Annotated in this window: 25 protein-coding genes; 11 read left to right on the forward strand and 14 right to left on the reverse strand. The window is 59.4% G+C overall.

Annotated features, from left to right (window positions below; translation table 11 throughout):
* Window positions 1-40: 40 nt before the first annotated feature.
* Genes bioB through GOX21_RS08725 form a run of 6 tightly spaced genes read left to right on the forward strand, consistent with a single transcriptional unit; the run spans window position 41 to window position 5,423 of the window.
* Window positions 41-1,021: a biotin synthase BioB gene (bioB, locus tag GOX21_RS08700; protein WP_170349946.1), complete on the forward strand. Its 981-nt coding sequence runs from the start codon at window positions 41-43 to the stop codon at window positions 1,019-1,021.
* The gene (locus GOX21_RS08705; RefSeq protein WP_170377016.1) at window positions 1,018-2,151 is read left to right on the forward strand and encodes an 8-amino-7-oxononanoate synthase; all 1,134 of its coding nucleotides are present in this window, start codon (window positions 1,018-1,020) and stop codon (window positions 2,149-2,151) included. The genes bioB and GOX21_RS08705 overlap by 4 nt, the downstream gene beginning before the upstream one ends.
* On the forward strand, window positions 2,148-2,768 hold the full coding sequence (gene bioD / locus GOX21_RS08710) for a dethiobiotin synthase (protein ID WP_170377018.1): 621 nt from the start codon (window positions 2,148-2,150) through the stop codon (window positions 2,766-2,768). The genes GOX21_RS08705 and bioD overlap by 4 nt, the downstream gene beginning before the upstream one ends.
* A complete protein-coding gene (bioA, locus tag GOX21_RS08715; RefSeq protein ID WP_170377020.1) occupies window positions 2,765-4,051 on the forward strand; it encodes an adenosylmethionine--8-amino-7-oxononanoate transaminase in 1,287 nt (428 codons plus the stop codon). Before bioD ends, bioA begins: the two co-directional genes overlap by 4 nt.
* Window positions 4,048-4,668 carry a pimeloyl-ACP methyl esterase BioG family protein gene (locus GOX21_RS08720; protein ID WP_170377022.1) on the forward strand — a complete coding sequence of 207 codons (621 nt, stop codon included), beginning with the start codon at window positions 4,048-4,050 and terminating at the stop codon, window positions 4,666-4,668. The genes bioA and GOX21_RS08720 overlap by 4 nt, the downstream gene beginning before the upstream one ends.
* Window positions 4,665-5,423, forward strand: a complete 759-nt coding sequence (locus GOX21_RS08725) for a methyltransferase domain-containing protein (RefSeq protein ID WP_170377024.1) — start codon at window positions 4,665-4,667, stop codon at window positions 5,421-5,423. Before GOX21_RS08720 ends, GOX21_RS08725 begins: the two co-directional genes overlap by 4 nt.
* A 6-nt stretch (window positions 5,424-5,429) precedes the next feature.
* On the opposite strand, the gene GOX21_RS21710 is transcribed toward GOX21_RS08725, so the two are convergent.
* On the reverse strand, window positions 5,430-6,038 hold the full coding sequence (locus GOX21_RS21710; RefSeq protein ID WP_170349940.1) for a GntR family transcriptional regulator: 609 nt from the start codon (window positions 6,036-6,038) through the stop codon (window positions 5,430-5,432).
* A gap of 273 nt (window positions 6,039-6,311) precedes the next feature.
* Between GOX21_RS21710 and GOX21_RS08735 the strand changes: the two genes are divergently transcribed.
* Complete coding sequence (locus GOX21_RS08735; protein WP_170349939.1) at window positions 6,312-7,553, forward strand: acyl-CoA dehydrogenase family protein; 1,242 nt, start codon at window positions 6,312-6,314, stop codon at window positions 7,551-7,553.
* 4 nt (window positions 7,554-7,557) lie between these two features.
* Here the strand turns inward: GOX21_RS08735 and GOX21_RS08740 are convergent, their stop codons facing one another.
* The 3 genes from GOX21_RS08740 to GOX21_RS08750 are packed head-to-tail and all read right to left on the reverse strand — an operon-like array spanning window position 7,558 to window position 11,519.
* Window positions 7,558-8,337, reverse strand: a complete 780-nt coding sequence (locus GOX21_RS08740; protein ID WP_170377026.1) for a carnitinyl-CoA dehydratase — start codon at window positions 8,335-8,337, stop codon at window positions 7,558-7,560.
* Window positions 8,338-8,340: 3 nt separating this feature from the next.
* Window positions 8,341-10,356 carry an acetate--CoA ligase family protein gene (locus GOX21_RS08745; protein ID WP_170377027.1) on the reverse strand — a complete coding sequence of 672 codons (2,016 nt, stop codon included), beginning with the start codon at window positions 10,354-10,356 and terminating at the stop codon, window positions 8,341-8,343.
* Between the two features lie 2 nt (window positions 10,357-10,358).
* Window positions 10,359-11,519 (reverse strand): acyl-CoA dehydrogenase family protein, encoded by a 1,161-nt coding sequence (locus GOX21_RS08750; RefSeq protein WP_170349936.1) that lies wholly within the window; start codon window positions 11,517-11,519, stop codon window positions 10,359-10,361.
* Window positions 11,520-11,616: 97 nt separating this feature from the next.
* On the opposite strand from GOX21_RS08750, the gene GOX21_RS08755 reads away from it, so the two are divergent.
* The gene (locus GOX21_RS08755) at window positions 11,617-12,540 is read left to right on the forward strand and encodes a GlxA family transcriptional regulator (protein WP_254428499.1); all 924 of its coding nucleotides are present in this window, start codon (window positions 11,617-11,619) and stop codon (window positions 12,538-12,540) included.
* Between the two features lie 17 nt (window positions 12,541-12,557).
* Here GOX21_RS08755 and GOX21_RS08760 read toward each other — a convergent pair whose 3' ends face one another.
* Genes GOX21_RS08760 through napF form a run of 8 tightly spaced genes read right to left on the reverse strand, consistent with a single transcriptional unit; the run spans window position 12,558 to window position 19,064 of the window.
* A complete protein-coding gene (locus tag GOX21_RS08760) occupies window positions 12,558-12,815 on the reverse strand; it encodes a hypothetical protein (RefSeq protein WP_170349935.1) in 258 nt (85 codons plus the stop codon).
* Between the two features lie 13 nt (window positions 12,816-12,828).
* Window positions 12,829-13,530 (reverse strand): NapC/NirT family cytochrome c, encoded by a 702-nt coding sequence (locus tag GOX21_RS08765; RefSeq protein WP_170377029.1) that lies wholly within the window; start codon window positions 13,528-13,530, stop codon window positions 12,829-12,831.
* Window positions 13,531-13,559: 29 nt separating this feature from the next.
* Entirely contained in the window at window positions 13,560-13,997 is a 438-nt protein-coding gene (locus GOX21_RS08770; RefSeq protein WP_170361759.1) for a nitrate reductase cytochrome c-type subunit, read from the reverse strand.
* Window positions 13,998-14,009: 12 nt separating this feature from the next.
* Window positions 14,010-14,927 carry a quinol dehydrogenase ferredoxin subunit NapH gene (gene napH, locus GOX21_RS08775; protein WP_170377031.1) on the reverse strand — a complete coding sequence of 306 codons (918 nt, stop codon included), beginning with the start codon at window positions 14,925-14,927 and terminating at the stop codon, window positions 14,010-14,012.
* Window positions 14,924-15,742, reverse strand: coding sequence for a ferredoxin-type protein NapG (gene napG, locus GOX21_RS08780; protein WP_170349931.1), 819 nt, complete (start codon window positions 15,740-15,742; stop codon window positions 14,924-14,926). Before napG ends, napH begins: the two co-directional genes overlap by 4 nt.
* Window positions 15,743-15,769: 27 nt before the next feature.
* On the reverse strand, window positions 15,770-18,262 hold the full coding sequence (gene napA / locus GOX21_RS08785; protein ID WP_170349930.1) for a nitrate reductase catalytic subunit NapA: 2,493 nt from the start codon (window positions 18,260-18,262) through the stop codon (window positions 15,770-15,772).
* Window positions 18,259-18,552, reverse strand: coding sequence for a chaperone NapD (locus GOX21_RS08790; protein ID WP_170349929.1), 294 nt, complete (start codon window positions 18,550-18,552; stop codon window positions 18,259-18,261). The genes napA and GOX21_RS08790 overlap by 4 nt, the downstream gene beginning before the upstream one ends.
* On the reverse strand, window positions 18,549-19,064 hold the full coding sequence (gene napF, locus GOX21_RS08795; RefSeq protein WP_170377033.1) for a ferredoxin-type protein NapF: 516 nt from the start codon (window positions 19,062-19,064) through the stop codon (window positions 18,549-18,551). Before napF ends, GOX21_RS08790 begins: the two co-directional genes overlap by 4 nt.
* 312 nt (window positions 19,065-19,376) lie before the next feature.
* Between napF and GOX21_RS08800 the strand changes: the two genes are divergently transcribed.
* Genes GOX21_RS08800 through GOX21_RS08810 form a run of 3 tightly spaced genes read left to right on the forward strand, consistent with a single transcriptional unit; the run spans window position 19,377 to window position 24,344 of the window.
* A complete protein-coding gene (locus GOX21_RS08800) occupies window positions 19,377-21,788 on the forward strand; it encodes a DUF3141 domain-containing protein (protein ID WP_170377035.1) in 2,412 nt (803 codons plus the stop codon).
* Window positions 21,785-23,179 carry a bifunctional enoyl-CoA hydratase/phosphate acetyltransferase gene (locus GOX21_RS08805; RefSeq protein ID WP_170377037.1) on the forward strand — a complete coding sequence of 465 codons (1,395 nt, stop codon included), beginning with the start codon at window positions 21,785-21,787 and terminating at the stop codon, window positions 23,177-23,179. The genes GOX21_RS08800 and GOX21_RS08805 overlap by 4 nt, the downstream gene beginning before the upstream one ends.
* Window positions 23,172-24,344, forward strand: a complete 1,173-nt coding sequence (locus GOX21_RS08810) for an acetate/propionate family kinase (RefSeq protein WP_170377040.1) — start codon at window positions 23,172-23,174, stop codon at window positions 24,342-24,344. Before GOX21_RS08805 ends, GOX21_RS08810 begins: the two co-directional genes overlap by 8 nt.
* 3 nt (window positions 24,345-24,347) lie before the next feature.
* Here the strand turns inward: GOX21_RS08810 and GOX21_RS08815 are convergent, their stop codons facing one another.
* Together GOX21_RS08815 and GOX21_RS08820 are read right to left on the reverse strand one after the other, a co-directional pair.
* Complete coding sequence (locus tag GOX21_RS08815) at window positions 24,348-24,821, reverse strand: hypothetical protein (RefSeq protein ID WP_170377042.1); 474 nt, start codon at window positions 24,819-24,821, stop codon at window positions 24,348-24,350.
* Between the two features lie 10 nt (window positions 24,822-24,831).
* The gene (locus GOX21_RS08820; protein ID WP_170377044.1) at window positions 24,832-25,089 is read right to left on the reverse strand and encodes a hypothetical protein; all 258 of its coding nucleotides are present in this window, start codon (window positions 25,087-25,089) and stop codon (window positions 24,832-24,834) included.
* Window positions 25,090-25,102: the final 13 nt, after the last annotated feature.

Genomic DNA, 25,102 nt, shown 5'->3' on the forward strand with positions numbered 1-25,102 from the left:
GAAAAGCTAGGCATGGAGTTTTGGATAGATTATCGATAAAATGGAAAACACCTCCCCCACTTGGACCCGCGAGGCGGCGCAGGCCGTATATGATCTTCCCCTGATGGATTTGCTGTTCCGCGCGCAGACCGTGCATCGCGAGAATTTCGATCCCAACAAGATTCAGACCTCCAAGCTGTTGTCGATCAAGACAGGTGGCTGTGCCGAAGATTGTGCCTATTGCTCGCAATCGGCGCGCAACGGCTCAAAACTGTCGGCCTCGAAACTGATTGAGGTTCAGCGCGTGCTGGCCGAGGCCCGCAAGGCCAAGGATGGTGGTGCTACCCGGTTCTGCATGGGCGCGGCCTGGCGTGAACCGAAAGATCGCGACATGGATGCGCTGGTGGCCATGGTCGAAGGCGTTCGCGAGATGGGTATGGAGACTTGCATGACGCTGGGCATGCTGGACGACAACCAGGTGTTTCGCCTGCGTGACGCCGGCCTGGACTATTACAACCACAACATCGACACGTCCGAGCGTTATTACCCCGAGGTGATCACCACCCGCACCTTTGCCGACCGGATCGATACAATGACCCGCGTGCAGGAAGCCGGGATCAAAGTGTGTTCCGGCGGTATCCTGGGGATGGGTGAAGAGGTCGGCGACCGTGTCGATATGTTGGTCACACTGGCCAATATGGGACCCGCACCTGAATCAGTGCCGATCAACATGCTGATGCCGCAGGAAGACACACCGCTGGCGGACGCCAAGCCGATCGATCCAATCGAGTTCGTGCGTGTGATCGCCACCGCCCGTATCATGATGCCGAAATCCTATGTTCGCTTGTCTGCCGGACGCAGCGATATGACCGATGAGCATCAGGCCATGTGTTTCTTGGCCGGGGCGAACTCGATTTTTGTGGGGGAAACGCTGCTGACGGCAGAGAACCCGGAAGAAGACACCGACGCGATCCTGTTTGCCAAGCTTGGGCTGCAAGCCGAAACCGTGGCCGGGCAAAGCTGCGCGGAAGCTGCTGAATGAAAGCATTGGGTCGCCTGAACTCGATGCTTGAAACATTAGGCGCCCGGCATCGTCGCCGGGTGCTGACCCCGAGGCGTGGGCTGGACTTTGCCTCGAATGATTATCTGGGTCTGTCCGAATCTGCATGGCTGCAAGGTGCCGCGCAAAAGGCGCTGGATCGCGGTGTGCCGCTGGGATCGGGTGGGTCGCGGTTGCTGCGCGGCAATCACCCGGAACATGAGGCGTTGGAGGCTGAGGCCGCCGCGTTTTTCGACGCCGAGGCCGCCTTGTTCATGGGTGGCGGGTTTCAGGCCAATCAGGCGATTTTTTCGACCCTTCCCGCCGGCGGTGATCTGATCCTGTATGACGATCTGGTTCATGCCAGCGCTCATGAAGGAATGCGTATGGGCCGGGCCGACACGCGGGCCTTCGCTCATAACGATGTGGCCGACGCACGCCGTGTTATTGCCGACTGGCTTTCCGCAGGAGGGTCCGGTCAAATCTGGATTGCCGTGGAAAGCGTTTATTCGATGGAGGGTGATCTCGCGCCCCTGAACGCGCTGTCCGATCTGGCTGTGGAGCAGGAAGCGGTGTTGGTCGTGGACGAAGCCCATGCAACCGGTGTTTTCGGCCCACACGGCAAAGGACTGGCGCATGGGTTGAAGGCCGAAGTGCTGACATTGCATACCTGCGGTAAGGGTCTGGGCGTTTCGGGCGGACTGATCTGTGGCCCACGGCTGATGATCGACGCGCTGATCAACAGGGCACGGCCGTTCATTTTTGCGACCGCGCCATCTCCGTTTAACGCGGCCCTGGTGCGAGCTGTACTGGCGCATTTGCAATCAGACACCGGACTGACCGAGGCGGCGAATGCTCGAATACATCATGCCCATGCCGAAGCGCGCCGGAACGGCGTGTCGCCGGGTGCGCTGAACAGTCAGATCATCCCCGTCATTCTTGGGGACGAAGCGCGCACGATGCAGACGGCCGCAGCCCTGCAGTCGCAAGGCTTTGACGTGCGCGGCATTCGCCCTCCTACGGTTCCGCGCGGCACATCGCGGCTACGGGTTTCGATTACAGGCAATGTTTCACAGGCCAATATTACCGCCTTGTTCGAAACCCTAGCGCAGCAACAAAGCGAGGCCGCATGAGCCCTGTCATCGTAGTCGGAACGGATACGGGCATCGGGAAAACTGTCTTTGCAGCGGGCCTGACAGCAGCCCTTGGCGCGCGGTATTGGAAACCTGTGCAGTCGGGGCTGGAAGAGGCCACCGACTCGGAAACCGTCAAGGCCCTGACCGGGGCCGAGGTGCTGCCCGAGGCGTATCGGCTGAACATGCCCGCCTCGCCACATCTCTCGGCCGAGGATATGGGGATTGAAATCGACCCGGCCCGCCTAACCTTGCCGCCGGTGCCCGGCCCACTTGTGGTTGAAGGCGCGGGCGGGTTGATGGTGCCGCTTAACCGTCAGATCTTTTTCCTGGATGTGATTGCACAGTGGCAGGCCCCGATTGTGCTGGTGGCGCGTACCGCACTGGGTACGATCAATCACACGACCCTATCCCTGATGGCGTTGCGCAATGCAGGATGCAATGTGATTGGCGTGGCCTTTGTCGGTGATGCTGAGTCGGACGTGGAACAGACCATCGCCGAAATGACCAATATCCGCCATTTGGGCAGGCTGCCCTTCGTCGAAAACCTTTCACGCGAAACTCTGTCTAACGCATTTTCTGCCATCGACATTAACGCGATCCGAGGTGCCTTATGACACCGCTGGAGTTTGATGCCCGCCATCTGTGGCACCCTTACACAAACGTGCTGGAACCCGGCCCGATGCACCTGATCACGGGGGCAGATGGGGTTTGGCTGACGGCTGAGGATGGCACGCAGATGATCGACGCCATGTCGTCCTGGTGGTGTGCGGTGCATGGGCATCGTCACCCGGCCATCATCGCAGCCATGCAGTCGCAGTTGGAACAGATGCCGCATGTGATGTTTGGTGGGCTGACACATGAACCCGCGATTGAACTGGGCCGGAAAATGATCGGGCTTTTGCCCGACGGGCTGGATCGCATTTTCTACAGCGACAGCGGGTCGGTCGCCATCGAAGTAGCCCTGAAAATGGCGGTGCAGTACCAAATTGCGCAGAGTCGCAAGGGGCGAACGCAGTTTGCCACCATCCGCGGCGGCTATCACGGCGACACCTGGAAAGCGATGAGCGTGTGCGACCCGGTCAACGGAATGCACGGGTTGTTTGCGGGCGCCCTGTCCGTTCAGCATTTTCTGCCGCGCCCTCAGATCGCCTTTGGTCAGGACTGGTCCGAGGACGGTGACCTGAACGGGCTGAATGCACTGGAACAGTTGCTGGAGGCGAAAGCTGACCAGATCGCGGGGCTGATTCTTGAACCTGTGGTTCAGGGGGCAGGGGGGATGTATTTCTACCACCCGACCTGGCTGCAGCGCGCCCATGAGATGTGCAAGGCACATGACGTGCTAGTTATCTTCGATGAGATCGCCACTGGCTTTGGCCGCACCGGTGAGCTGTTTGCCCTGCACCATGCCGACATTGTGCCAGATATCCTGTGCGTGGGTAAGGCGCTGACAGGTGGGCATATCACGTTGGCGGCCACGGTCACCACCGAAACCGTCGCACGACGGATTGGGGAAAGCGAGGCCGGCGTCATGATGCACGGGCCCACCTATATGGCTAACCCGCTGGCCTGCGCGGCGGCGGTGGCCAGTCTGGAACAACTCTCGGTCCGCGATTGGCGGTCGGAAGTGGCGGGTATCGCTGCGCAGATGACGCAGGAGCTGGCTCTGGCGCGTGACTTGCCCGGTGTGGCGGATGTGCGCGTCTTGGGTGCCATCGGTGTTATCGAGATGGAAGGCTGGGTCGACCCTTCGGTGGCGCATGGGTTGGCATTGGAAACCGGCGTCTGGCTGCGACCGTTCGCGCGCAACATCTATTGCATGCCGCCCTATATCATCTCATCAGATGAGCTAAGCCGCGTAACCTCGGCCATGGTATCGCTGGTTCGAGGGATGTCATGAAACAGCGCTGGTTGTCCCGCTCAGGCACGGCCGAGGTGCTTTTGGTCTTCGGGGGCTGGGCCCTTGGCCCAGGTCCTTTCGAAAGCCTTGAGGGCAATACGGATGTCTTGTTCGTCGACGACTATATCCGTTTGGATAACCCGCTGAGCGAGCTGTCAAACTATGACAAGGTCACCCTGATCGCGTTCTCGTTTGGTGTGGTCTCGGCCGCGCATTGGTTGGCACAAACGGGGGTGCGGCCAGATCGGCTGATCGCGGTCAGCGGCACATTGCATCCCTCCGATGTCGAACGCGGCATCGCGCCAGACATGATCCGGGCCACGGCCGATCAACTCAGCACCGCCAGCTTTGCCAAGTTCTGCCGCCGAGCTGGGCTGGAAGGTCCAGCGCCCGAAATAGATATCGACACGGCAAAAGCAGAGTTGCACGCGGTGATCGAACGTGGCCCGGCACCCGATCCCGGGTTCGACCGGATTTGGATGCCGCTGAGGGACCGGATCATTTCCACATCCGCCCAAAAGGCAGCGTGGGCCGATCAACAAGAAGCAGTCCGAACTGTTCCAACCGCGCATATACCCTTTGCCAGCGGTCAGAACTGGCAGGAGTGGATCGCATGAATGCCCAGATGACCAGCCGCGTCCAGCGTAGTTTTAGCCGCAGTTTCCGCTCGTACCACGAGGCTGCCAACCAACAGGCGCGGATAGCTGAGCGATTGGCGCAGGATTTGCAACGTGACGGTGCTCCGACGCATTTTGCGTCCGGATTGGAGTTTGGCTGTGGCACCGGTCATTTGACCCAAAGGCTTTGCGCGCAGTTCGCGTTTGATGGTTTGACCGTCAACGATCTGTCACCCGAGGCATATGAGACCGCCGCGTCCTTTGGTGCAGGATTTCTGTGTGGTGATGCGGAAACGGTCGCATGGCCTGCGAAACCGGATCTGATTGCCTCGGCTTCAATGATCCAGTGGTTGCCCGATCCCGCCGCGTTCCTGCACCGGGCCGCGCAGGCGCTGGCCCCCGGAGGCTGGCTGGCGGTTTCCGGTTTTGGCCCGCTGCAATATCAGGAACTGGTGCAGATTGGATCGGCGGCGAAGGCGCCCGGCCTTTGTGGACCGGAGGTTTTGGCCGCTGCTGTCGAAGGTATTCTGAACGTCGTCAGTGCCGGAGAATCCAAACAGCAGATGCAGTTTTCCTCTCCTCGCGACGTGCTGGACCATCTGCGCAGAACCGGAGTGAACGGGCGCGCGCAGAAGCCGTGGACAAAGTCGAGCCTGCTTTCCTTCAATAATGACTATGTTCGGCAGTTTGGCGGCAAGGACGGGGTTCCGTTGACCTATCACCCGACCTGGATCATCGCCCGGAAACCCGACTGATCCCGCCTAGGGCAGGCGGGTCAGGTGGCGCTGCATAACCGAATGCGCCTTGGCCGCATCGCGATCCTTGATGGCGGCCAGAATTGCAGCGTGATCCGGATCGGCGCGCGGTCGCCATTTGGCGGTGTACAGGTTGTTGAAATGCCACGTGTACAGCACTTGCAGGTTCCTGATCTCGTCAATCATGCGCGGCATGTTGCAGGCCGCGATGACGGCCATATGAAAACGCTGATTGGCGTCTTCCCAATCTTCAGCAGTTTGGGCGCTGTCGCAGTCTTCGTGTACTTGTTCGATCTGGGCAATCTGCTGGGCCGTCAGGTTTGGAACGGAATGTAGCAAGGCCACCGGTTCAAGCGCGCGTCGCATCACGCGCAGCTCTTGAATGGCGTTCTGGTCCATTGGCGCCACGCACATACCTCGGCGTGGTACAGCGACGGCCAGTCCTTTTGATGCCAGATTCAGCAGCGCCTCGCGTACAGTGACCTGGCTGACTCCGAACTCACGCGCGATCAGGTCCTGCCGCAGCTTTTCACCGGGTTTCAATGCGCCACGGACAATCCTGGTCAACAGTTTCTGCGCAATGTCATCCGATTTTTTGATCTGCTGCTCAGACACCTGAACTCCGTCGCATTGGTGCTTTGGTCATATGATCAGACGATTATCGCTCTGCAAGGTGATGGGCAACAGGTGATGGTTGTCGTCGCAACAGCTTGGTCGTTAACTCGGCCACGCTTGACGATACAAAACCCGGCAAGTCCTGTCGCAACTCAAATGACCTTGCGGCAAAAACCGTTGGAAACCAACTGGCAGCTTTCACAAATGCGGTGGGTGCGGATAGGGTACCCGCAGAGGCAACGTAGTGTTGCAACGTTCTGAAAAGGGACCGTCATGGACTTTGCCCCATCGCCACGCGCTGCGGAAATCCGCGAGCAGCTGAAACGCTTTATGCAGGCGCATATCTACCCGCGCATCCGTGCCCATAAGGAAGAGATTGAAGCAGGCAAATTCCCGGTCTCATTCATGGAAGACCTCAAGGCGCTGGCCCGGGCCGAAGGGCTGTGGAACCTGTTCCTGCCTTCCTTGCGCGACGATGAACCCGGCACCCGGCTGAGCAATCTGGAATACGCCCCGCTGGCCGAGTTGATGGGGCAGGTCAGCTGGTCCTCTGAGGTGTTCAACTGCAATGCGCCGGACACCGGCAATATGGAGCTGTTGCACATGTTCGCCACGCCCGAGCAGCGCCAAGAATGGCTGGTGCCATTGCTGAACGGCGAAATCCGTTCGGCCTTTGCGATGACGGAACCGGATGTGGCCAGTTCGGACGCGACAAACATCACCACTTCGATCCGGCGCGAGGGGGATGAATATGTCATCAACGGGCGCAAGTGGTTCATCACCAATGCCTGTCATCCGAACACCAGAATGTTCATTGTCATGGGCAAGACCGATCCCAATGCCGACAGGCATAAACAGCAAAGCATGGTGATCGTGCCCAAAAACACATCCGGCCTGGAGATTGTCCGAAACCCCACGATCCTGAATATGCATGACCCCGAAGGCCATGCCGAGCTGCTGTTCAAGGATGTACGCGTGCCGGTCGGCAATCTTCTGGGCGAAGAAGGCAGCGGGTTTGCTCTGGCGCAGGCGCGGCTGGGGCCGGGACGTATCCATCACTGTATGCGCTCAATCGGGGCCGCAGAGATGGCGTTGTCGCTGATGGTTGAACGCGCGCAAGAACGGAAAACCTTTGGCAAGCAACTGTCAGACCAAGGCGTGATCCGGGAATGGATCGCGAAATCGCGGCTTGAGATCGAACAGGCACGTTTGCTGACCCTGCAGGCTGCGTGGAAGATTGACCAGGTGGGCGCCAAGGCGGCGCGGCGTGAGATTTCCCTAATCAAGGTGGTGGCACCCAATGTGCATGCCGCCGTGACCGACCGCGCAATGCAGGTCTTTGGTGCCATGGGGATGACGCCGGATACGCCACTGGCCGACAGCTATACATGGGCGCGGGCATTGCGATATGCGGACGGCCCGGACGAGGTGCATCTGCAAGCCATCGCGAAGCAGGAGATCAAAGAGTCAAACTTCGGGATGTCAGCGCAATGGCTGACTCCGCCGCCGCGCTGAACGCTTACTTTCCTTTCCAGACCGGGTCGCGTTTTTCCGCAAAGGCGCGCGCGCCTTCCAACTGATCTTCGCTGGCATACAGCACATCTACCGTGCGCAACTGGCGCTTGGTGATGCGGTTCATGGCATCCTGAAACTTGCTGTCCTCGGCGTCGCGCACGACCTCTTTGATCGCGGCGTAAACCAGCGGAGGGCCCGAGGCCAGCAGCCGGGCCAACTCCCACGCGCGATCCATCAACTGGTCGGCGGGGATGATTTCGTTCACCAGCCCCCAGCGGTTGGCTTCTTCGGCGTCGAACCAGCGCCCGGTCAGCAGCAGCTCCATCGCGATATGATAGGGGATACGCTTGGGCAGTTTGACGCTGGCCGCATCCGCAACTGTACCCGAGCGGATTTCGGGCAGGGCGAATGTGGCATGCTCTGCCGCCAGGATCATGTCTGCCGACAGGGCCAGTTCCAGACCGCCACCGCAGGCGATCCCGTTCACAGCTGCAATCACCGGCTTGTTCAGATCGCGCAGTTCTTGCAGGCCGCCGAACCCGCCAACGCCGTAATCGCCGTCAACCGCATCGCCATCGGCAGCGGCTTTCAGATCCCAGCCGGGGCAGAAGAATTTTTCGCCCGCGCCTGTCAGAATTGCGACACGCAATTCGGGGTCATCGCGAAATTCGGCAAAGACCTCTCCCATGATGCGGCTGGTGGCCAGATCAATGGCGTTGGCCTTGGGCCGGTCCAGCGTCACCTCAAGGATCGCGCCATCGCGCCGGGTTTTGATTGGATCCATATCTCAGGCCTTTCTAATCAGGGCATCCACTGCGACGGCCGTGTCGGGTGTGCAGAGAAGCGGGTTAATTTCGACCTCGCCAAGCGTGTCGGCATTTTGCATGACATAAGCCTGAACGGCCTGAACTGCGGTGATGATCGCATCCATATCAGCCGCAGGTTGGCCGCGATAGCCCGCAAGTAACGGGGCTATTTTCAACTTGGCCAGTGCGGTGCGGATATCGTCGGATGTGCTGGGTACCAACAGCGACGTGGTATCGCGTAGCACTTCGGTCAGCACACCGCCTGCGCCCAGCGTCAGGACGAACCCATGCGCCGGATCGCGGACGACGCCGATTAAAAGCTCGACTACGGTACCGGTGATCATCTCTTCGATCAGCACCTCATCCGTCCCGATATCGGCGGCCACATCGGCTACGTCGTCAACCTGGACGCCAAGGCATACTGCGCCGTGTTCGGATTTATGGGCCAACCCGATGCCTTTGATAGCAAAGGGCGCGGTCATATCCGACGCCGCAGCGCGTGCTTCGTCAGCGCCCCGAACTGTGCGGTTCTGAGGGACGCGTAAGCCACACACTTCCAACGCTGATTTTGCCTCGGCCTCGGTCAATGTACGCGTTGCCTCGATCGTGCCGGGCAGGCAAACTACGGCCTCGGCGGGTGCTTTGACCTGACCCGCTGCACAGGTGGCGCTAAGCGCTTCTTGCAGACCCATAAGAGGGGCGACGCCACCGGCCATAAGGTCTTGCGCGATGTCCTGGGGCAGAAGTTCAGGCAGAGTTGCCGCGATAGCGAAACGAGCTCCGGTCTCGGCCCGCACTTTCAGCGCCGCTCGCGATGCGCAGGCCCAATCTGTCGGATCAGTGGTCGGGTAATCGACGATCGAGAAGGTCAGGTCGATATCGTCGCCTGTCATTCCCGACCACGCCCGCGTCATCGCACCCTCATCGCGCCAGATATAAGTGTGGTAGTCCAGCGGGTTATTCAAAGCGACCATCGGACCAAGCGCATCACGCAGTTGGGTTTTCTTGTCGTCAGTCAACTGAGGGAAACTCAGACCAGTGCCAATGGCCATATCGGCGATCAAGCTGGCCTCGCCCCCCGAGCAACTGATCGAGGCGATGTTGCCACCCGGCAATGGCCCGTAGCAGTGCAACAGTTTCAGCGTTTCCAGGAAATCGGGTAGGGCAGACAGGCGCGGTATGCCCAATCGCTCCAGCAGCGCCTGCGCCCCGGCGTCGCTGCCTGCCAGAGACGCGGTGTGCGACACGGTTGCCGCCTGCGCCTGTTCCGACGCGCCGACCTTGAGCGCTATCAGGGGGATGCCCTTTGCATGCGCCTTGGCGGCCAGCGCCTCCCACTGTCGGATATCCTTGAACCCTTCGATATGTAGGCCAACGGCGGTCACGCGCGGGTCGTCGATCAGGGCCGAGGCAATCTCGGCCTGACTGGTTTGCGCCATGTTTCCGCAAGTCACCATATAGGCAATCGGTAGCGCGCGTTTCTGCATCGTCAAGTTGATCGAGATGTTCGAGCTTTGCGTCAAGATCGCAACGCCCTTGTCCACCGGCGTTGCACCATGCTGATCCGGCCATAGCAGCGCCCCGTCGAGCGCGTTGATGAAGCCGTAACAATTCGGTCCCAGAATGGGCATGTCTCCTGCGGCGGCTAGCAGCTGCTCCTGCAGGTCCGCGCCGGTGTCATCTTCGGCCACTGCTTCGGAAAAGCCCGAGGCGAAGCATACCGCCCCACCGGCACCCATGGCGGACAGCGTCTGTACCGCCTCAATCGTAGCGTGTCGGTTGATGCCGATGAAAACGGCATCCGGGGCCTGTGGCAAGTCTTCCAGACGGGCGAAAACCGTGTGCCCTGCGATGTCACTTGCCTTGGGATGGACCGGCCAGACCTGGCCGGCATAGCCCATGCGTTCCGATTGCAGGATGACCTGCTGACACCACGCCCCACCGCCGATAACGGCAATGGATTTCGGGCGTAGCAGCCGGTTCAGATCTTTGCTCATCTTCAGGCGCCCAAGGGACGCAGCAGATCGCGGCTGATGATGTGGCGCTGAATCTCGCTGGTGCCGTCCCAGATACGTTCAACTCTTGCATCGCGCCAGAACCGTTCGATCGGGAAGTCATCCATCAGACCCATGCCGCCGAAGATTTGCAGTGTGGTATCGGTCACCCGCGCCAGCGTCTCGGAGGCATAGAGCTTGGCCGAGGCGATCTCGCGGTTCGATGGCAAGTTCTGGTCCAGTCGCCACGCGGCGGCGAGGGTCAGCCAGTCTGCAGCGTCGATCTCGGTGATCATGTCGGCGATCTGAAAGCCGACGCCCTGAAACTTGCCGATGGGTTGGCCGAACTGCTTGCGTTCGGCCGCATAATTCAGCGCATAGTCAAAGCACCGGCGCGCGCGTCCGACTGAAAAGGCCGCAACCGTCAGCCGGGTAGCATATAGCCATTCGTTCATCACCGCAAAGCCACCATCGACTTCGCCCAGAACCTGGGCATCGGGCAGGCGGCAATTGTCGAAATAAAGGATGTAGTTCTTGTAACCTTTATGGCTGACCGAGTTATAGCCCTCGCGAACCTCGAACCCCGGGGTGCCGCGATCCACGAGAAAGGTGGTGATCCGCTTCTTTGGACCTTTCGGGGTCTCATCGACCCCGGTTGCGATGAAGACAATGAAGAAATCCGCGTGTTCCGCGCCCGAGATGAAGTGTTTCGAACCATTGACGACCCAGTCCCCGCCATCGCGCACGGCCTGGCATTTCATGCCCCGCACGTCCGATCCGGCATCTGGTTCGGTCATCGCCAGCGCGTCCATCCTTTCACCACGCACGGCGGGCAGAAGATAGCGCTCGCGCTGATCGTCGTTGCAGGCCATCAGGATGTTTTGCGGGCGGCCAAAGAAGTGGGTCAGCGCCATGGAACCGCGGCCCAATTCTCGTTCGACCAGTGTGAAATCGAGATGCGACAGACCAGCGCCGCCGACTTCTTCGGGGAAGTTGCAGGCGTAAAAACCAAGGTCGATACACTTCTGTTTGATCTCTTCGCCCAGCTCTGATGGCACGGTTCCGCTGCGCTCGACCGCGTCTTCGTGGGGGTAGATCTCTTTCTCGACAAAGCTGCGGACCGTTGAAACGATCATTTCCTGTTCTTCTGACAGACCGAATTGCATGGCGCGTGTTCCCTGGCTGGTGGTTGACGAATGAAACGCCACAGGTCACGGTCACGACATGCAAAGTTAGCCGCTTAGTATGCAGAGTTAGAAAAAATTGTCCCAACGCTATAATATTCTGTTGTTTGATGGGTTTTCGAACCACTGCCTCGCCAACATGGTCGAACCGCTGCGGGCGGCCAACTCGTTGTCGCGGCAGACGCTGTATCTCTGGCGATTCTGTTCGTTGGATGGCAAGCCCGTGCAAAGTTCCAGCGGGCTGGTCGTCACGCCACATGGGGCCTTGCACGATCACAGCGGCGATGTATTGGTCGTGATGCCATCTTACGGCTATTTGTCGCTGGATACCCGTGCCACCACGCGCGCCCTGCTGGCGGCGGCGCGGACCCATCCGCAAGTGGCCGGGCTGGATACCGGCAGTTGGCTACTGGCGCGCGCTGGCTTGCTGGACGATCACCGCGCGACGATTCACTGGGATGAGCTGTCGCGGTTCGAAGAAGCCTTTCCAGCAGTTGACGTTGTGCAGGAACGCTTTGTCATAGACGGCAATCGGTTGACTTGTTCGGGGGCGATGGCGGCCTTTGATCTGGCCTCGGCCCTCATTCGTCGGGATCATGGCCCGCTACTGTCGATGGAGGTAGCCCACCTGCTGATGAGCCGCAGCGCGACCGATCCCTATGCCTTACCTTTGAAATCCGAAGATACGCTGGTCAATCGCACGTTGACGGTGATGCAGGGGAACATAGAAACACCGCTGACGATCCGGGACGTTGCCCGCAAACTTGGCTGTTCGCAAAAGAAGATTGAGATGCGGGTTCAGGCCGAGTTGAGCACCACGCCGCAGGCGCTGTATCGGCGACTGCGGCTGACTATGGCCCGGAAACTGGTCGAGGAGACCGAACAAACCATCGCGGAAATTGCCGGTCGCAGCGGGTATGAAAACGCCAGCGCCATGACCCGTGCGTTCAAGGCCGAATTCGGGCGAACCCCAACTGCATTCCGCAGCGGGGCGCCGAATTGATGCAAAGTTTGGCGAATTCAGACTGTCGCACCCTTGATGCGGATGACCGAACCCAACGTACCTGCGCACAGGCCGATGACGACGGCGATTAACAGTTCGACCATACTGACATTGGCAAAGTTCCAATGGGCGAAGATCACCGTTTCCAGCACGCCGACCACGGCCCCCATCAAGCCGCCCAGCCACAGGCGGCGGGTCATCATGCCAAGCGCAAGGCCCAGAATGCCCGGAAGGCTAATGATGTTGGCCCCGATTGTTCCCAGAAGTTCCAGCATATCGTGCCTCTCTTTAATCCGCGCTCTTGTTCAGAAATGACCGGATCTCATCGCTGCCATCTGCAACCTGATGCGATTGTGCGCCCGTTGTCTCACCAGCCAGCTCATCCGTAACTCTCTGGTATTCCTCAAGGTAATCCGAAGGCAGGCTGTGCGCGATGCCCTGGTGGCAATCGATGCACGTCATGTTGGTGTCGATGGCGCGTTGGTGTTCGGATGCGGCGCGAGTTTCCTGAATGGTGAAATCCATATAGTCGAAGTTGTGGCAATTGCGGCATTCGCGGCTGTCCGACGCCTTCATCTTTTTCCAGACGGCCGAAGCCATGCTCAGACGGTGCGCTTCGTATTTTTCGGGCGTGCTGATGGTTCCGGCCAGCTCGTGATAGACGTCTTTGACGGCCATGATCTTGGCCTTGATCTTGTGGTTCCACTCATGCGGCACGTGGCAGTCGGAACAAATCGCGCGCACACCGGAATGGTTGTTGTAGTGGATCGTTTCGCGATATTCGCCCAGATTGACCTCCATCGTGTGGCACGAGGTACAAAACTCCTCGGTGTTGGTCAGTTCCAGTGTCCAGTGGAACCCACCCCAGAACAGGATGCCGGCCAGAAAGCCCGCTAGGATCAGAAAGCCCGAGCTGAACGCCACGGCCGGTGTCCAGATCCAGTTCCAGAGGCGGCCAATCCAACCGCGTTTTTCGGGGGAGTCTGCCATCTTGGTGCTCCTTTCAGACATGCGTTGGATTAGTTGCCGGACGAGGGTTCAAACACGTTGTCGACCAACGCAGGCGCGTCTGCCTGAGGCACGTGACATTGGTTGCAGAAATAGCGGGTGCCCGCAATGTGATCCAGCTCGTTGCCGTCGCGATCCAGATAGTGGGTCATCGACAGGGTCGGCGCGTTGCGTTCACCTGCCTTGGTCCAGTCGTGGCAGGACAGACACTGATTGGTGCGCACGTCGATTTGGTATTGTTCGATCGAATGAGGAACCAGCGGCGGTTGCTGGCGATAGTTGCGCTGCATGCGCCCTTCGACATTTTTGTGGATCTGATCGAGTGGAATAAGCTCATCCACATCCGCCCCACGCAGGGTTTCCACTTGGGCCGACTGGGCAAGGGCGAACCCGCTCAGGAGCAAAACGGGGATCAGGGCCATTCCGCCTGTCACGATTGATTTTTTCATCTTGGCACTCCCTTAAATAGGTCTGGCTGCGCGCCGGTTGGGCGCGGGAACTGGATCAGAAGGCGCGGCGACATGGTCGTCGAACCGGTGAGTAAAGGTGAAGACATCGACAGCGCATACGTCGATGCAGCGGCCGCAATTGGTGCAGTCCGGGGAAAGGATCAGTGGCGTTGTCCCGGGCTTGCCCTTCAACGCGGGGGATATGATTTGATTTTCTGGGCAGACGGCATAGCAATCCATGCAATCGTCACAGGCCGCCCGGTTTGCGGCGCTGACTCGCAGCAAGCTTTTGCTGCCGATCAGACCATAGAAAGCGCCGACCGGGCAGATATGACCGCACCATCCGTGGCGCGCGACGAACAGGTCAAAGATAAAGATCGCAGCAACCATGGCCCAGACAAAACCCGCGCCAAAAATCAGCCCGCGATGCAGCATGGTGATGGGGTTGATCAGCTCCCAAGCGATCACGCCGGTCAGGCCCGACACGACCAGGACCATTGCCAGTACCCATAGGCGTGTGCTGCGTTTTGGTTGCCAACCTTTCGGCAGGTCCAGTCGCCGGTGCAGCCAATTGGCGGCGTCGGTTACCGGGTTGATTGGGCAGACCCAGGAGCAATAGACACGGCCCCCGATCAGCGCATAGGCGACCAGAACGATTAGCCCGCCGATCAGAGCAGTCAATTCAGGCCAATGCCCGGCAATGATGCTTTGCAATACGATAAACGGATCGGTCAGAGGCAACACGCCTAGGGTCAGGGATCCGGCCAGTGTGCCTTGCACGATCCAGATGCCGAACCAAGGGCCCAGCAGGAACAGGACCAGAAAGAACAACTGGCTGGTACGACGCAGTAGCAGAAAACGATGCGCTCCGATCCAGCCTTTGGCTTCGATCGCTTCGTGACCGACAGGAATATGCGTGCGCGCGCTCATTGGCCTACCCCCGGCAGGTCATATGACGGTGCAAAGCCGCCCGGTGTGGTCAGGTTGTCTGTGCCCGGTCCCGGCAAGCGGTCGGGCAGATCGATCAAGCCGTCCACCAAAGGCCCGCCATGGGCCTCTTTTTCTTCCCAGCCTTTGCGATAGTGGTCGGCCGCGCTGCCCCGCGCCAGTCGTTCCGGCAGAACCTTGATGGCAGCTTCCGGTAGGACACAGCTTTTTTCGCACATGCCGCAACCGGTGCAGCGCTCGGCATGCACGGTGGGGATGAACATCGCATGATGGCCCGATCGGGCGTCATGGGCCGCTTCCAGCGTGATCGCGTCATCAATGACGGGGCAGACGCGATAGCAGACGTCGCAGCGCAGGCCCTGAAAGTTCAGACAGTTCTCCTGATCGACCAGAACGGCAACGCCCATTTTCGCGTCGTCGATATTGTCCAGCCCCGGGTCCAGCGCACCTGTGGGGCAAGCGGCAACGCAGGGAATGTCGTCGCACATCTCACACGGCACATTGCGCGCCGTGAAATAGGGGGTGCCGGTGGCCACGGCATCCACCCCAAGTTCGGCCAGTTTCAACGTATCGTAAGGGCAGTCCCGCACGCACAGCCCACAGCGGATGCAGGCCGACAGGAACGCCTCCTCAGGCAGTGCGCCGGGTGGACGCAGCGCCTCGGCCGGTAACGCACGGGCATCACGGGCCAGCCAGGCCAGCAAAGACCCTGCGACCACGCAGCCGCCTGCCGCGCGCGCCGAATCCTGCAGGAAACGGCGCCGTTGAGGCGAGAGGGGGGTACCAGCCAGAGACATGGGGGCTACCTTTGCGATCCGGGCCGGTTACGCGCGCTCGACCTTGCAGGCGCACTTTTTATAGTCGGTTTCTTTCGACAGTGGGCAGGTCGCGTCCAGCGTCAGTTTGTTGGTCAGCTGGTGTTCGTCGAACCACGGCATGAAGACCAAACCGCGCGGCACCTTGTTGCGTCCGCGGGTTTCGACCCGGCTGGTAACCTCGCCACGGCGAGTGGACAGAATGATCTCTTGCCCGCGGCGCAGACCCCGATCCTTGGCGTCCTGCGGATGCATGTAGACGACAGCGGATGGGAAGGCGCGGTGCAATTCCGGCACCCGGCGGGTCATCGAGCCCGAGTGCCAATGTTCAAGCACACGTCCCGTGGACAACCATAGATCAAATTCTTCATCCGGCTCTTCAGCCGCGGGTTCGTAGGGCGCAAAGATGATCTTGGCCTTGCCATCCTTGTGGCCGTAGAATTTTACGTCAGCCCCTTCGGGAACATACGGGTCAAAGCCTTCGCGGAAGCGGTATAGCGTTTCTTTGCCATCCACGACCGGCCAGCGCATACCGCGTGCCTGATGGTACATTTCGAACGGAGCCAGATCGTGCGCATGGCCGCGACCGAATTCAGCGTATTCTTCGAATAGACCTTTCTGAACGTAGAACCCAAAGTGCTCGGCGTCGTCGTTATGGAACCCTTCTGCCGTTTCGGACAGCGGGAACTGATCCACCTTACCGTTGGCATAAAGCACGTCGAACATGGTCTTACCGCGATGCTCGGGCATCTTGGCCAGCAGTTCTTCGCCCCAAACCTCTTCAACCGTGAAGCGTTTGGAAAATTCCATAAGTTGCCACAGGTCGGACTTGGCCTCACCTGGGGCCTGCACCTGCTGCCGCCAGAACTGGGTGCGGCGTTCGGCGTTGCCATAGGCGCCTTCCTTCTCGACCCACATGGCGGTGGGCAGGATCAGGTCGGCAGAGACAGCGGTGACCGTGGGATAAGGGTCAGAGACAGTGATGAAGTTTTCGGGGTTGCGATAACCGGGATAGCCTTCTTCGTTGATGTTGGGCGCGGCCTGCATGTTGTTGTTGCACTGCACCCAATAGGCGTTCAGCTCACCATCTTTCAGCTTGCGGTGTTGCAACACAGCGTGGAAGCCCGGTTTGGGCGGAATGGTACCTTCGGGGATGTTCCACGCAGTTTCGCAAATCTCGCGGTGTTCATCATTCGCCACCACCATGTCGGCGGGCAGGCGGTGGGCAAAAGTGCCGACTTCGCGTGCAGTCCCGCAAGCTGACGGCTGACCGGTCAGCGAGAAGGGCGAGTTGCCCGGTTCGGAAATCTTACCCACCAGCAGATGGACGTTGTACATCAGCGAGTTCACCCAAGATCCGCGGGTGTGCTGGTTGAAACCCATAGTCCAAAGGCTCATGACCTTGCGGGTCGGGTCCGCGTATTGCTGCGCGAGCTTCTCGAGCTTATCCGCCGGAACGCCCGACAATTCCGAGGTGTATTCCAGCGTATAGGGCGCAACCGCTTCGGCGTATTCTTCAAAGCTGATGCTCTCAAGCGCGCCAGAGTTCGGGTTTTCTGCTTCTTGTTGCAGCGCGTTGGTTTCTCGCAGGCCATAGCCGATATCGGTGGCAGTCTTCGTGATGTTGACGTGATTTCTGACGAAATACTCGTTCACCGCGTTGTTCTGGATGATGTAGTTCGCGATGTAATTCAGGATCGCCAGATCGGTCTGTGGTTCAAACACGATGCCGTTGTCTGCCAGTTCGAACGAACGGTGTTCGAAGGTCGACAGCACGTGGACTTCACATCCCGGCTTGGTCAGGCGCGTATCGGTTAGGCGCGACCACAGGATAGGGTGCATCTCGGCCATGTTCGAGCCCCACAGCACAAAAGTGTCCGCGTGTTCGAAATCGTCATAACAGCCCATCGGCTCATCAATGCCGAATGTGCGCATGAACCCGACAACGGCGGATGCCATACAGTGCCGCGCGTTGGGGTCGATATTGTTAGACCGGAATCCGGCCTTCATCAATTTGGAGGCGGCATAGCCTTCCCAGATTGTCCACTGACCCGAACCGAACATTCCAACACTGGTTGGACCCTTCTTGGCCAGGGCCTCTTTCCACTTGGCGGCCATGACGTCGAAGGCTTCGTCCCAGCTGACCGGTTCGAATTCACCGTTCTTGTCGTATTCGCCGTTGGTCTTGCGCAGTAGCGGCGTGGTCAGACGGTCCTTGCCGTACATGATCTTGGACAGGAAATAGCCCTTGATGCAGTTCAGGCCACGGTTGACCGGCGCGTCCGGGTCGCCTTGCGTGGCCACCACACGGCCGTCCTTGGTGCCGACCAGCACCGAACATCCGGTACCGCAGAACCGGCAGGCCGCCTTGTCCCAGCGGATATCGGGGGCCCCGGCCTGCGCGTTGGCCTGACCGGTGGCCAGAGGAATGCCAGCGGCTGATGCAGTGGCAGCGGCCGCTGAGGCCTTGAGAAAAGTCCGGCGAGATTCTGAAGTAGTCATAGCGTGAGCCTCCGGCTGGTGGTTTGGCTTTGGGCATCGGGATGCGGGGTAGCCTCCGCAAGATCCTCGAAATGGTGATAGGTCAGCGTCAGTGAGACCACTCCGGGGATCTGATGCAGATCCATGATGATCTCGGACGCCAGGTGATCTGATGTGTCTTCGACGACGACGACGAAACGGCCGTCTTCGGCCTGGGCATGCACCTCGACGCCTGGTGTGTCGCGCATCGTTTGCGCCGCGGCCTCAGCTTGGTCAGGGACGATATGTACAAGGCAACCGCAAATATTCATTGTATCGCTTCCGTTTTAGATGTGGGCTGACGGTCAAGCGCGATGGCATTGACAGGGCAGGAGGGCACGCAGGCACCGCACCCAATGCAGGTGTCGGCATCCAGCGAAGGCTCGGCCCGACCGCCCAGTTGTAACCTGAAGCGGATGGCATTCTGTTCGCAATTGTCCTGACAGACGCGACAGCTGACCCCGTTCACGGACAGGCAAGAGGATGTCTCGATCGCCGCGCGCCAGGGCCAGTCCGGCAGGCGTTCGATTTGCAACGCGTCTGTCGGGCAGACCGTGGCGCAATTGCCGCAAAAGGTGCAGGGGTTTTCACTGGGCTTAAACACGGGGAAACCGTCCTGACCGACGACAATCACCGTTTCCTGACAGGCGTCGACGCAGTCGCCACATTTGGTGCAGTGATCCAGGAAACCCGGCACATGTGATCCCGGAGGACGGACAATGCTGCTGTCCTCCCGACATACTTTGGCGCTTAGAAACGCCCGACGACTGGTCATCTGGCTCATTTGGCTGGACTGTACGCGCTTGATTCCCTTACTAGGTTATCCCAATAGCGATTTCGAATGTGATGAATCTTGATCCAGATCATTATTGAAACATTTATTTTTCGCCTTTTCGCCAGTCACCTGACAGTTGAAGTTGTCCAATGCCGCTCAGGCGGTGGCTGCACCAACGGTTAGAACCAAGACGGCGCGGCGCAGAGTTGGATTTGAGTATCATTTCGAAACAAACTATGCTGCGTCGCAGAAATCGACTCGGCCACTGGCAGATTTTTACGGTGGTGGCGCATGTGTTTTCGATGGTTAGAGGACAGGCTCATGGTGACCAATGTGCAGAAGACCTCGTTGAACCTTCGGTCCGAGACGGCTGAAAACGCGGCTGCGGTTCAGGACCGAACGGTTGATATCGTAACCCGCGCTTTGGATCGGTCCGGCGTACAATGGACCCTGTTGTCCCAATCCGTCCGGCTGCAATCGACGCGGATTATCGAAACGCATTCAGAGCGGACCCGAGATCTGATGCAGGGCTTCGCCGAGGTTTCGCAGCGCATTGCGCGTTCGCAATCGATTGTCGACGATTGGACAGCTTATCTGAAAGACGCCACCCAGCGCGTGGTGCTGACCATGGACGCGCTGCGTGAACGCGGAGATGTTTTTCTGGAGCATGAAGCCGCGGGTTGCCCGCCGGTGCTGATCTATGACTATGAGGTCATCGTCGACGGGGCGAACCTGAAACGCCCCTGCAATTACCAACTGCTGCGCATCCTGCCGCCCAAAGGTGTAACCGTTGACGACACCCGGCGTCCCTACATCATCATCGATCCGCGTGCTGGTCATGGTGGCGGGATCGGTGGATTCAAACCAGACAGTCAAGTTGGCGTTGCCCTGTCAAAAGGGCATCCGGTTTATTTCGTCAGTTTCGGGCGAGACCCTGTGCCGGGGCAGACCCTTGCCGACGTCATGCATGCCGAGGCCGGGTTCGTGCGTACTGTCCGCGCGCGCCATCCCAACAGCCCGCAGCCGGTCGTGGCTGGCAATTGCCAAGGTGGCTGGGCCACTTTGCTGATGGCCGCCTGCAACCCGGATCTGACCGGGCCGCTGATCCTGAATGGCGCCCCCATTGCGCCATGGTCGGGCGAGGTAGGGGAAAATCCGATGCGGTATAACGCCGGTGTTCTGGGCGGCACCTGGCAACCGATGTTCTGGTCGGACGTCGGCGCGGGCATGTTCGATGGCGCCAATCTGGTGATGAATTTCGAACAGCTGAACCCCAGCCGGAATTATTTCGGCAAGTATTTCGACCTCTACCGCGACCCTGATGGCGGTCGGAAACGCTTCATTGATTTTGAGCGCTGGTGGGGTGGTTACTTCCTATTGAACGAGGCCGAGATTCATTGGATCGTCGAGCAGCTGTTCGTTGGCAATCGGCTGATCAAGAACACCGCGCAGTTGGAACCGGGCGTGCCGATCGACATCAAGGCGGTGAAAGGCCCGATATTTGTCTTTGCCAGCCAAGGTGACAACATCACCCCGCCCCAGCAGGCACTCAACTGGATTGCCGCCACATACGCAGATGAAGAGGAAATCCGTATGCGCGGTCAACGGATCATCTACATGTTGCATGATGAGGTTGGCCATCTGGGCATTTTTGTTTCGTCCAAAGTGGCGCGTAAGGAACATACGCAGATGGCTTCGACCCTGGAAACGGTCGAAGCAATGGCACCCGGCCTCTACGAGATGGTGATCGAAAACACCCAAGGCGAAGGCCAGGATAAACAGTTCGAGGTTCGGTTCTATGACCGCACACTCGGGGATGTAGCCGCGTTGGACGACGGCCAGCAGGATGAGGCCAGCTTTGCCGCGGTGGCACACATGTCCGAAGTGCAGGCGAATGCGTATGAAACCTTTGGGCGTCCTTTTGTGCGGTCCGTGTCGACACCGATGGGCGCAAAGGCTTTGCGTGATCTGCACCCTCTGCGCGTTCAACGCGCGGCGATGTCCTCGGACAATCCGATGATGAAGGGGGTTGCGCAATTGGCCGGGATGACGCGCGAACTGCGCGCCCCTGCGACAGCTGATAACCCGTTTCTTGAGATGGAAAAGCTGACCGGCGACTGGATCGAACAGGCCATAGATCTGAGTCGAGACCTGCGCGACGCCTGGTATGAAGGGATGTTCTATGCGCTTTGGGGTGGTCCGCTGGCCGCGTGGTTCGGCAAGAAGAACGCTGCCCACCGTACCTTGCCTGATCCTGAAACCCTGAAAGCCCTGCCCGAGGTTGAGGCAGCATTGGCGCATATGAAACAGGGCGGGCTGCCCGAGGCCGTGATCCGGTTGTTGCTGTTGCTGGCCTCAAGCAACCAAAGCTTTCGGGCTGAAATTCTGCATCGCTGGGCGCATGTGTTCCAACATGAAGCCCCGTTCAGGGATCTCACCGTCGAAGACCGCCAACGCATGTTGCGCGAACAGACAGTGATCGTCACTTTTGACGAACAGGGTGCGATAGATACGTTGCCCGACTTGCTTCCGCGGGTTGCTGACAGAAAGCAGACGGTAGATTTGCTCAAGCGTATTCTGGGCGAAATTCCAGACCCGTCGCCTGAGCTTGTTGAGATGGCACAAGCACTGTACGACACGCTTGATCTTGCTGAGATCAAACAGAAAACGGAAACTCGGAGCAAATCTCAAGGGCGCAGTTCGGCTGCTGCGAACAAGGCCAAACAGAAATGAAAATAACGGAAAACCGCACCTACACGCAGATCAAGGTCGGGGACGTGGCGCAGGTGACGCGCTTATGTACGGTCGATGATCTTTATGCCTTTGCCTCGGCCTCGGGCGATCATAATCCATTGCATCTGGCAGGATATGATGGCGATGGCGATGGCCACCCCGAGGCAGTGGCCCCAGCCCTGTGGCCTGCCGGTCTGATTGCGGCAATTTTGGGCAATATCCTGCCCGGCGCGGGCACCCAGGCGCGGTCGGCGAACCTGTCTTTTCATGCGCCTGTTCTGGCTGATGACGAGGTGACAGCCACGCTGACCGTGACCGAAAAGCGGGACGACGGTGATTTGCTTTGTGCGACCGAAGTGCGCCGCGTGGGCGACAACGCTCTGATCCTCAGTGGTGAGGTGCAAGTGACGCCGCCAGCCAAACACCTGACGTTTGACTCGGTTGACGTGCCCGGCTTGATCGTTCAGCGCCATCGCCATTTCGATGCGCTGATCGCAAAGGCAAAGCCTCTGGATCCGATGCCCACAGCCGTGATCGCCCCGGAAGAGCCGAACTCGCTGGGCGGTGCGTTGCTAGGGCATTCCAAAGGTATTATTGCGCCGATCCTTCTGGGTGATCCTGACAAAATCGCTGCTGCAGCCGCCGAGTTGAAGGCCGATTTGTCGAGTCTCGAGATCATTGAAGCCCGCAGTCATGAAAATGCGGCCCATTGCGCTGTGGACCTGGTGGTTGAAGGTAAGGCGCAAACCCTGATGAAGGGGCATTTGCACACCGATGTTTTGCTGCGAGCGGTTCTGCGCCGCGACAAAGGCTTGCGGACAGGCCGTCGCCTGTCGCATGTGTTTGTGATGGACGTGCCGGGCTTTTCACGGCCCATCATGGTGACGGATGCGGCCGTGAACATCGCCCCAGACCTCGAGACCAAGGCAGACATTGTGCAGAATGCCATCCATCTGGCACACTCGATCGGGATAGAAACACCAAAGGTTGGCGTCTTGTCGGCGGTTGAGACGATCAACCCGCATATGCCCTCGTCTGTGGATGCGGCGCTGTTGTCGAAAATGGCCGAGCGGGGTCAGATCACCGGTGGACTGGTCGATGGCCCACTGGCGATGGACAACGCGGTTGATCTGAAGGCGGCGCGAACAAAGGGCATCAAGTCCGCCGTCGCCGGGGCGGCGGATATCCTCGTGGCCCCGAATATCGAAGCTGGCAATATGGTGGCCAAACAGCTGACTTACATTTCCCATGCCGAGGCAGCGGGAATTGTGGTAGGTGCCGCCGCCCCGATCATTCTGACGTCCCGAGCGGATGATGATGCCTCGCGGTTGGCTTCCTGTGCGGTGGCGGCGCTGCATGCGCAGGCAAATAAGGGTAAAATTCATGGCTGACCATGTGCTGGCGCTGAACGCCGGGTCGTCTTCGTTGAAATTCGGGCTGTATGAACTGGTCGAAGGCAATCGCCCCAGCATGCGTTGGCACGGCCAGATCGAACGCTTGGGGGATGCGCCGCGCTTGTTGGCGGAATCTGCCGGGGGCCGCTCGATCAACCAGGCGCTGACGGATACCCAAAGCCATGACGAGGCAATCCAGGCCTTTCTGGACATGACACGCGAATATCTGCCGGACATCCAAATCCGCGCCATAGGTCACCGGGTTGTGCATGGGGGGACGGTGTATTCCGAACCCGTGCGGATCGACGACAAGGTTCTGGATACTCTGGCCGGGTTCATCCCCTTTGCGCCGCTGCACCAGCCATTCAGTCTGGCCGGTATCCGTGCAGCCAGCGCCGCCTTTCCAGACACGGTTCAGGTGGCCTGTTTCGACACCGCCTTTCACCGCACCCATCCATGGGTCAACGATACCTTCGCCCTGCCGCAGAGCTATTATGACAAGGGCGTGCGCCGGTACGGCTTTCACGGCCTGAGCTATGACTACATCACGCAAAAGCTGAAAGAAACCGCGCCCAGCCTGTATGATGGCCGCGTTGTCATCGCGCATCTGGGCAATGGCGCGTCGATGTGTGCTGTGTCAGGCGGGCGGGCTGTGGCGTCGACCATGGGTTTTTCCGCATTGGACGGCCTGCCGATGGGCACCCGCAGCGGTCAGCTGGACCCGGGTGTCGTGCTGTACATGATGCAGCAGGAAGGGATGAGCGCGGATGAAATCGCCGACATGCTCTATCGTAATTCCGGCCTGCTGGGTCTGTCGGGGATGTCATCGGACATGCGCACCCTGCTGGCCGCCGAAACGCCCGAGGCACGCAAGGCGATCGATTATTATGTCTTTCGCATTCGCCGAGAGCTTGGCGCCATGTCTGCTGCGCTGGAAGGGTTGGACGCGCTGGTGTTCACGGGCGGCATTGGTGAGAACGCGGTCCAGATTCGTCAGCGGGTTTGTGACGGGATGCGCTGGATCGGGATTGAAATGGATCCCAACAGGAACGCCGACAATGGCACGGTTCTGTCGACCGATTTCAGTCGCGTGCGCATTCTGGCAATTCCCACGAACGAAGAGATGGTGATCGCCCGCGCCGCCGCCCGGATGGTGCAATAGTCGCTATTGCTCGGGTTTGTCTCTGCGACGCTTGGCGTATTTGATCAGCGTACTCAGAATGGCGCTGATAACATCAGGTGTCAGGGCACCCAGAGGGTCGCGCCGGATGCCTGTCACGGTGTTACGTGCGTCGGACAGAGTGTCTTTGATCTCGGTCTCGATATCTAACAGTGCCATATCGCGCAATTCGACCGCGGCTGTCGTATCTGCCTGCGCGTTCTGCGTGTTGGCCATCAGAACCAGGATCACACCCAGCAACAGGTTGGCCCCAGCCATGATCAGCGCGGCCAGCGGTTTGGACAGGGTTGCGGACAACCAGAAAAAACCGGCCACGTTCAGCATGATGACAGCCAGCCCCGCGGCCAGCCCCGCCGCAGCGTAAAAGCTGGTACGCCGTGCGGCCACGGCAACATGGCGTTGGGCAATCAACCGCTCGGCGCGCAGAATGATCGAGATATTGCGGGAAATGCGGCTCATGTTCAGGCTCCTACCGGGATCGGCCTAGCAGATAGCCAAGCGTAAAAATGCCAAGCGCAAACAGGATCGGTCTTTTGTGCGGCAGATCCTCCAACTCGGTCAGGGCTTCTTCAAGCTGTCCGGTCCAGTTGTCGATGTTCTCGGCAATCTTGTCGGCCACAGTATCGTGTGGTTCCGGCCTTTGTGCCTGTTCACGGGTCGCAGTTTGCTCGGCCAGTTGGCGGCGCAGATCGGCAACTTGCGCTTCAAGCTCGGCTTTCGTGACCATTAGACCGGCCCCC

The sequence above is a fragment of the Ruegeria atlantica genome (assembly GCF_013032005.1).
Lineage (GTDB): Bacteria > Pseudomonadota > Alphaproteobacteria > Rhodobacterales > Rhodobacteraceae > Ruegeria > Ruegeria atlantica_A.

Excerpts from the sequence above, each read along its gene's own strand:
- GOX21_RS08740 (WP_170377026.1), bottom strand. The coding sequence starts at position 8,337 with ATGGATCCAATCAAAACCCGGCGCGATGGCGCGATCCTTGAGGTGACG.
- GOX21_RS08725 (WP_170377024.1), top strand. The coding sequence starts at position 4,665 with ATGAATGCCCAGATGACCAGCCGCGTCCAGCGTAGTTTTAGCCGCAGT.
- GOX21_RS08815 (WP_170377042.1), bottom strand. The coding sequence starts at position 24,821 with ATGAGCCGCATTTCCCGCAATATCTCGATCATTCTGCGCGCCGAGCGG.
- GOX21_RS08760 (WP_170349935.1), bottom strand. The coding sequence starts at position 12,815 with ATGCTGGAACTTCTGGGAACAATCGGGGCCAACATCATTAGCCTTCCG.
- bioD (WP_170377018.1), top strand. The coding sequence starts at position 2,148 with ATGAGCCCTGTCATCGTAGTCGGAACGGATACGGGCATCGGGAAAACT.
- GOX21_RS08820 (WP_170377044.1), bottom strand. The coding sequence starts at position 25,089 with ATGGTCACGAAAGCCGAGCTTGAAGCGCAAGTTGCCGATCTGCGCCGC.
- GOX21_RS08810 (WP_170377040.1), top strand. The coding sequence starts at position 23,172 with ATGGCTGACCATGTGCTGGCGCTGAACGCCGGGTCGTCTTCGTTGAAA.
- GOX21_RS08705 (WP_170377016.1), top strand. The coding sequence starts at position 1,018 with ATGAAAGCATTGGGTCGCCTGAACTCGATGCTTGAAACATTAGGCGCC.
- GOX21_RS08745 (WP_170377027.1), bottom strand. The coding sequence starts at position 10,356 with ATGAGCAAAGATCTGAACCGGCTGCTACGCCCGAAATCCATTGCCGTT.
- GOX21_RS08735 (WP_170349939.1), top strand. The coding sequence starts at position 6,312 with ATGGACTTTGCCCCATCGCCACGCGCTGCGGAAATCCGCGAGCAGCTG.
- napH (WP_170377031.1), bottom strand. The coding sequence starts at position 14,927 with ATGAGCGCGCGCACGCATATTCCTGTCGGTCACGAAGCGATCGAAGCC.
- bioA (WP_170377020.1), top strand. The coding sequence starts at position 2,765 with ATGACACCGCTGGAGTTTGATGCCCGCCATCTGTGGCACCCTTACACA.
- GOX21_RS08800 (WP_170377035.1), top strand. The coding sequence starts at position 19,377 with ATGGTGACCAATGTGCAGAAGACCTCGTTGAACCTTCGGTCCGAGACG.
- GOX21_RS08770 (WP_170361759.1), bottom strand. The coding sequence starts at position 13,997 with ATGAAAAAATCAATCGTGACAGGCGGAATGGCCCTGATCCCCGTTTTG.
- GOX21_RS08805 (WP_170377037.1), top strand. The coding sequence starts at position 21,785 with ATGAAAATAACGGAAAACCGCACCTACACGCAGATCAAGGTCGGGGAC.
- GOX21_RS08750 (WP_170349936.1), bottom strand. The coding sequence starts at position 11,519 with ATGCAATTCGGTCTGTCAGAAGAACAGGAAATGATCGTTTCAACGGTC.
- napF (WP_170377033.1), bottom strand. The coding sequence starts at position 19,064 with ATGAGCCAGATGACCAGTCGTCGGGCGTTTCTAAGCGCCAAAGTATGT.
- GOX21_RS08790 (WP_170349929.1), bottom strand. The coding sequence starts at position 18,552 with ATGAATATTTGCGGTTGCCTTGTACATATCGTCCCTGACCAAGCTGAG.
- napA (WP_170349930.1), bottom strand. The coding sequence starts at position 18,262 with ATGACTACTTCAGAATCTCGCCGGACTTTTCTCAAGGCCTCAGCGGCC.
- napG (WP_170349931.1), bottom strand. The coding sequence starts at position 15,742 with ATGTCTCTGGCTGGTACCCCCCTCTCGCCTCAACGGCGCCGTTTCCTG.
- GOX21_RS08720 (WP_170377022.1), top strand. The coding sequence starts at position 4,048 with ATGAAACAGCGCTGGTTGTCCCGCTCAGGCACGGCCGAGGTGCTTTTG.
- bioB (WP_170349946.1), top strand. The coding sequence starts at position 41 with ATGGAAAACACCTCCCCCACTTGGACCCGCGAGGCGGCGCAGGCCGTA.
- GOX21_RS08765 (WP_170377029.1), bottom strand. The coding sequence starts at position 13,530 with ATGGCAGACTCCCCCGAAAAACGCGGTTGGATTGGCCGCCTCTGGAAC.